This window comes from Dactylosporangium sp. NPDC005572, from assembly GCF_040605515.1.
In the GTDB taxonomy this organism is placed as follows: domain Bacteria; phylum Actinomycetota; class Actinomycetes; order Mycobacteriales; family Micromonosporaceae; genus Dactylosporangium.
This window is the reverse complement of record NZ_JBEXCY010000041.1, coordinates 62,952-68,952: the sequence shown is the minus strand read 5'-3', so window position 1 is coordinate 68,952 and position 6,001 is coordinate 62,952. Positions and strand designations below refer to the sequence as shown.

Here is a 6,001-nt window from a genome sequence, read left to right as displayed (position 1 = left end):
GAGCCTGGGCCGCGGAAGCCGGCCGCCGGGCCGCGCGCTGGGCCCGGCCCCGGGCGGCGCAGGCCAGGCAGTGGGCCGTCGAGGAGGGCGCGCCCCGGGCCGCGCAGGCCGGCCGGAGGGCCGCACAGGAAGCCGCGCAGGCCGGCCGTCGGGCCGCCGACGCCGGCCGCCGAGCCGCCCGCCGGGCCGGGCCGCGGGCCGCACAGGCGAGGCAATGGGCCACGGACGCCGGCCGCCGTGCCGCGCACGCGACGCGGCGGGCCGCGGACGACGCGGACACCGTTGGCCGGGCCGCGCGGGCCGCGGGGGATGCCCCGTCCGAAGGCACGGGCGCCGGCCGCGGGGCCGCGCACGCGACCCGGTGGGTCGCGGAGGACGCCCGACCCGAAGCCGCGGACATCGGGCGCCATGCCGCGCGGGCCGCGGGGGATGGCCCGTCCGAAGGCATCGACGCCGGCCCCGGGGCCGCGCACGCGACGCGGTGGGTAGCGGAGGACGCGGACACCGGGCGCCGGGCCGGACCCCGGATCACCGGCACCCGCCGCAGGCTTCCCCGAGGCGCGGTCGCCGTCGGTGCCGTGCTCGCGGCTGTCGTCGCCGTGGCGGCCGTCGCGGCCGCGCAGCTGCCCGAGGCGCCCGCCAGCGCCGCTCGGCTGATCACCGCGATCGGGCCCGCCGCCGTGGCGACCTCCGCCGAGGGGCTCGGGTGGACGGCGCGGTGGACCGCCGGGCCGAAGCGGTTCGTCGACGCGGGCGGCCGGGTGTGGGAGCCCGACGCGGCCGTCGCCGCGGGCGGGAGCGTGCGCGCGGGCGTCGCCGGGGGCCGGGTCGCGGTGCCCTACCGGTGGACGCGGACGGGGACGCCCACCTGGACACTCCCGGTACCGTCGCCGGGCACCTATGCCGTGGTCCTCTCGTTCGCCGCGACCGCCGCCAAGGGTTCGCCCGATGCCGAGGTCACCGTCCGGCTCGCGGACGGCACCGCGCCCCGCCTGCGCCTCGCGGGCGCGACCGACGCGCGGGCCCGCCACGCGGTCGTGCTCGCCAGCACCGAGGGCTCCACGGTCGCCGTCGCGGTCGAGGCCGCCAAGGGCGTCGGCGGCGTCTCCGCGATCAGTGCGATCTTCGCCCGTACCTCCACCGAGCCGCTCCACGAGGAGTTCACCGACGACTTCGCGGGCCCGGCCGGGCGCCCCGACCCGAAGCGCTGGCAGTTCCAGACCGGCGCCACCGGCTGGGGCAACGGCGAGCTGCAGAACTACACCGACCGGCCGGACAACGGCGGCCGCACCGGCGACGGGCAGCTCGCGATCGTCGCCCGGCAGGACGGCACCGGCTACACCTCGGCCCGGATGCGCAGCGTCTTCGAGGCGCGGTACGGGCGGGTCGAGGCCGAGCTGCGCGTGCCGTCCGGGGCCGGGCTGCTGCCCGCGTTCTGGATGCTCGGCGCCGACGTGGACCGCGCCGGCTGGCCGCAGGCGGGCGAGATCGACATCATGGAATCGCTGGGCGACGCCGAGCCCGGCATCGTGCACGGCGCGGTCCACGGGCCGGACGGAACGATCCGCGGCTGGGAACGCACGTGGATCGCGCATCCGTCGGGCGGTCCGGCCAAGGGCTTCCATCGGTACGGGCTGGAATGGTGGCCGGGCGTGCTCCAGTGGAGCGTCGACGGGGTGGTCCAGGGCGTGCTGCGGCCGGAGGACCTCGGCGCGAAGGAGCGCTGGGTGTTCGAGGCGCCGGCGTTCCTGCTGCTCAACCTGGCCGTCGGCGGCCGCTGGCCGGGCAACCCGCCGCCGGCCACGGTGTTCCCGCAGACGATGTTGGTCGACGCCGTGCATTGGTGGCGTTAGGGTACAAAGGTGACCTTCGATGCCATCGTCGTCGGTGCGCGCTGCGCCGGTTCGCCCACGGCCATGCTGCTCGCCCGCCAGGGCCGGCGCGTGCTCCTGCTCGACCGCGCCGGCTTCCCCAGCGACGCGCTGTCGACGCACCTGATCCACGTGCCCGGGATGGCCTACCTCAGGCGGTGGGGCCTGTACGACGCGGTGGTGGCGACCGGCGCACCGCCGCACGAGCGGTTCACGATGGACTTCGGCGCCTTCGTCATCGACGGCCCGCCTCCGCCGGTCGACGGGGCTTCCCAGCCGTACTGCATCCGCCGCATTGTTCTGGACAAGATCCTCGTGGACGCCGCCCGCGCCGCGGGAGCTTCAGTTCGCGAACACTTCACCGTCGACGGGCTGCTGCGTGACGCGGACGGGCGGGTCACCGGCGTGCGCGGCGAGGGAGAGGAGCTCGGCGCGCGGATCGTGATCGGCGCCGACGGGCTGCACTCGACAGTGGCCCGCGAGGTGGGCGCCGGCACCTACGACGCGACGCCGGCGCTGACCGCGGGCTACTACGCGTACTACCGGGGCGTGTCCGGCCCCGGCGCGGAGATCTACCAGCTCGGCGACCGGGCCGTGGTCGTGTTCCCCACCAACGACGATCTCGCCTGCGTGTTCGTCGCCTGCCCGATCGCGCAGTTCCACGACTTCCGCCTGGACGTGGAGGGCAGCTACCGCGCGGCGATCGACCGGGTGCCGGAGTTGGCCGCCCGGGTCGCGGCGGGCGAGCGGGCCGAGCGCATCCGCGGCACGGCCGACGTGCCGAACTTCTTCCGCGAGTCGGCGGGCCCCGGCTGGGCGCTGGTCGGCGACGCCGGGTACCACAAGGACCCGTGCACGGCGTCGGGCATCACGGATGCGTTCACCTGCGCGTCGATGCTGGCCGCGGCGGTGCACGACGGACTCGCCGGCGGTGATCTCGACGGGGCGGTCGCCGGCTACGCCCGGGCGCGCGACGAGCGGTTCCGCCCGGCGCTGGGCCTGACCTGCCAGCTCGCGTCGATGGAGCCCCCGGCGCCCGAGATGGCCGCGCTGCTGGCCGCGGTGGCCGCGTCGCCGGCCGAGACGACGCGGTTCTTCGGCATGATGCAGGGCAGCACGCCGGTGCCGGAGTACCTCTCGCCGGCCAACATCGGGCGCATCATGTCGGGCGCATCCTGATCGGGTACTTCCCTTTCGTGTTACTTGCGCGTAACACTGGGGCATGGTTTCTGCATCGAGAGTGCCGAAACATTCGCTTCGCGGCCGCGACCGCGAGCTCGCCCTGGTCCGCGCGCTGCTCAGGGCCGCCGCCGACGGCCACGGCGGCGCCCTGGCGCTGACCGGCCCGCCCGGCTCGGGCCGCTCGGCGCTGCTGGCCGCCGCCACGATGCCGGGCACCACCCGCCTGACGGTGACCGGCTGCCCCGCCGAGACCACGCTGCCCGGCGCCGCCGTACACCGCCTGTTCCCGCCCACCTCGCCGCCGGGGCCATCGGCGCCTGCCTCTGCCGGGCGATCGACACCCGCCTTCGCCTGGCCATCGATGCTCGTTTCCGCCGGGTCGTCGACGGCTGGCTCCGACGGGCCGTCCGTCCTCGCCGAGCTGCGCCGGCGGGCCGCCGACGGGCCGCTCGTGTGCTGTATCGACGACGTGCAATGGTTGGACCGGCCCTCGCTGGCAGCCCTTGCCTACGCGGCACGGCGGATCGGCGACGACCCGATCGCGCTGCTCCTCGCCGGCGACCCCGGCGACGACCCCGTGCTGGACGACGTCGAGCAGGTGCCCCTCGAACCGCTCGACACCGCCACCGCCCAGCGCCTCCTGCGTGACCTGGTGCCCGACGGGCTGCAGGGTGACGTCGCCGGCGTACTCGTCGAGGCGGCCCGCGGCAACCCGGCCGCGCTGGTCGCCCTGGCCGGCGCGCTCACCGCCCCGCAGCGCCGCGGTGAGGCCGAGCCGCCGATGGAGCTGCCGGCCGACAGCCCGCTGCGGGTCAGCCACCGCCGCGCCCTGGCCGCGCTACCGCACCCGACCCGGTCCGCGCTGCTGCTGATCGCCGCGGACGAGTTCGTACTGCCGGAGCGCCCGGTGCCGGTCACCCGCTGCGTGGCCGCGGTGGAGGCGTCGGGCCTCACGGTGGACGCGCTGGAGCCGGCCGAGCGGGCCGGCCTGGTGCGGGTGGACGCCGGCGCCGTACGGTTCCCACGCCCCCTGTTCGGCGCCGTCGTCTACGCGGACGCCACGCTCGCCGAGCGCCGGTCCGCCCACCGCACGCTGACGTTCGCGTCGCCCGCGTGGGAGGCCTGGGACGCCGAGACGGTACTGCGCGAGACCCTGCACCGGGCCGCCCTCGCCGACGGCCCGGACGGAAAGCTGGCGATGGAACTGGCCGCCGCCGCGCCGCCCGAGCACGCCCTCGCCGCCCGCGCGCTGCGGCGGGCCGCCGAACTGGCCGCGGACCCGGTGGACGCCGCCCGCCACCGCGTCGCCGCCGCCGGGCACGCGTGGCGGGCCGGCTTCCCGCACCGGGCCCGCCTGCTCCTACGACCGGGACCAGCGGGCCTCCCGGCCACCGCGCCGATGCCAACCCCCGCGGGCCAGCCGACGACCGACGGCGTCGCTCAATCGCCACCGGGCCCGTCATCGGGCGCGGCGCAGGTTGTGGTGTCGGCGGAGCGGGAGTTCCTGCTCGCCGAGATCGAGCTGCGGGCCGGCGTGGTCGCCGACGCGTACCAGATGATCCGCACCTCGGCCGAGTGCACCGACGCGGCCGTCGCGCCCGGGACCGTCATGCTCGCGGCCGAGGTGCTGTGCGCGTCCGGGGCCGGGGCGCGGTTCGCGGGTGTGCTGCGAAGGGTCGCGCCGCACCATGAGCCCTGCGTCGCCGAGCTGCTGAGCCGGCACTTCGACGGCCTGTCGGCGATGTTCGGGGGCAACCCGGCGGCGGCGGTACCACCGCTGCGAAAGGTTCTCACATTGGCCGGGCGGATGCGTGATCCCGCGGTGCTGCTGCGGGCGGCCGTGGCGGGGCTGTTCATCGGGGACGACGCGCAGGCGCACCGGCTGGCGCACCGGGCGGCCGGGCTCGCCCGCGACGCCGGGGAGCTGGCGACCGTCCCGCAGGCCCTGGAGATCGCGGCCTCCGCCGACCTGGCGCTCGGGGGGTTCGAGGCCGCGGTGTCGACCGGGCTCGAAGGGCTGCGGCTGGCGCGGACCACCGGGCAGGACAACCTCGCCGACAACCACCTCGGCCTGCTGGCCGTGCTGGCCGCCATGGTCGGCGACCGGGCCGGGTGCGTCGCGCGGGTGCACGCCTCCCGGGCCCGCTCCGGCGTCGACGTCGACAGCCCGTCGTGGGCGCTCGGCGCGTGGGCGCTGAGCCTGCTCGACGTCGCCGACGGGCGGCACCAGGCGGCGCTCACCCGGCTGGCCCGGACCGAGGTGGGGCGGGGCAGCCTGGTGGTGCAGGCGGCCGGGGTACCGACGCTGGTCGAGGCCGCCGCCGGTGTCGGCCGCCCGGAGCTCGCCGCGCACGCGCTGCGGGTGTTCGAGGTGTGGACCGCGTGCACGGCGAACCCGACGTGGCTCGCGCTGGCCGCCCGCTGCCGGGCGCTGCTGGCCCCGCCCGGCGAGGCCGAGGCCCACTACGCCGAGGCGCTGCGGCTGCACGTCCTCGGTGACAGCGACTTCGCCCGCGCGCGCACCGAGCTGCTGTTCGGCCAGTGGCTGCGGCGCGGCCGCCGCCCCGCCGCGGCGCGCCAGCACCTGGAGCGGGCGCTGGAGACGTTCGAGCAGTTCGGCGCGGCGCCGTGGGTCGAGCGGGCGGGAGCCGAGCTGCGGGCCGCGGGTTCGCCGGTCGCGAAGGGCCCGCCGGCCCGCGCCGACGCGGTGCTCACCGCGCAGCAGCGGCGCATCGCCGGCCTGGTCGCCGACGGCGCGACGAACCGCGAGGTGGCCGCGGCCCTCTACCTGAGCCCCCGCACGGTCGACCACCACCTGCGCAACATCTTCGTCCGCCTGGGCGTCCGCTCCCGCACGGAGCTGGCGAAGATCTGCCGCACCGGCGACTTCACCGATGCGACCCCGGGCCGCTGAGGGTGCGGGGCACGCCCATTGCAGCGCCCGGCCC

Annotated in this window: 3 protein-coding genes; all 3 read left to right on the top strand. The window is 77.3% G+C overall.

Annotated features, from left to right (window positions below):
- Positions 1–1,853 (top strand): glycoside hydrolase family 16 protein (locus ABZS66_RS21550; RefSeq protein ID WP_354760238.1); only part of this gene is annotated, 1,853 nt, incomplete at its 5' end.
- Positions 1,854–1,862: 9 nt separating this feature from the next.
- Positions 1,863–3,050 carry an NAD(P)/FAD-dependent oxidoreductase gene (locus ABZS66_RS21545; RefSeq protein WP_354760236.1) on the top strand — a complete coding sequence of 396 codons (1,188 nt, stop codon included), beginning with the start codon at positions 1,863–1,865 and terminating at the stop codon, positions 3,048–3,050.
- A 61-nt stretch (positions 3,051–3,111) separates the two neighbouring features.
- The gene (locus tag ABZS66_RS21540; RefSeq protein WP_354760234.1) at positions 3,112–5,967 is read left to right on the top strand and encodes a LuxR family transcriptional regulator; all 2,856 of its coding nucleotides are present in this window, start codon (positions 3,112–3,114) and stop codon (positions 5,965–5,967) included.
- The last annotated feature ends 34 nt before the right edge of the window (positions 5,968–6,001 follow it).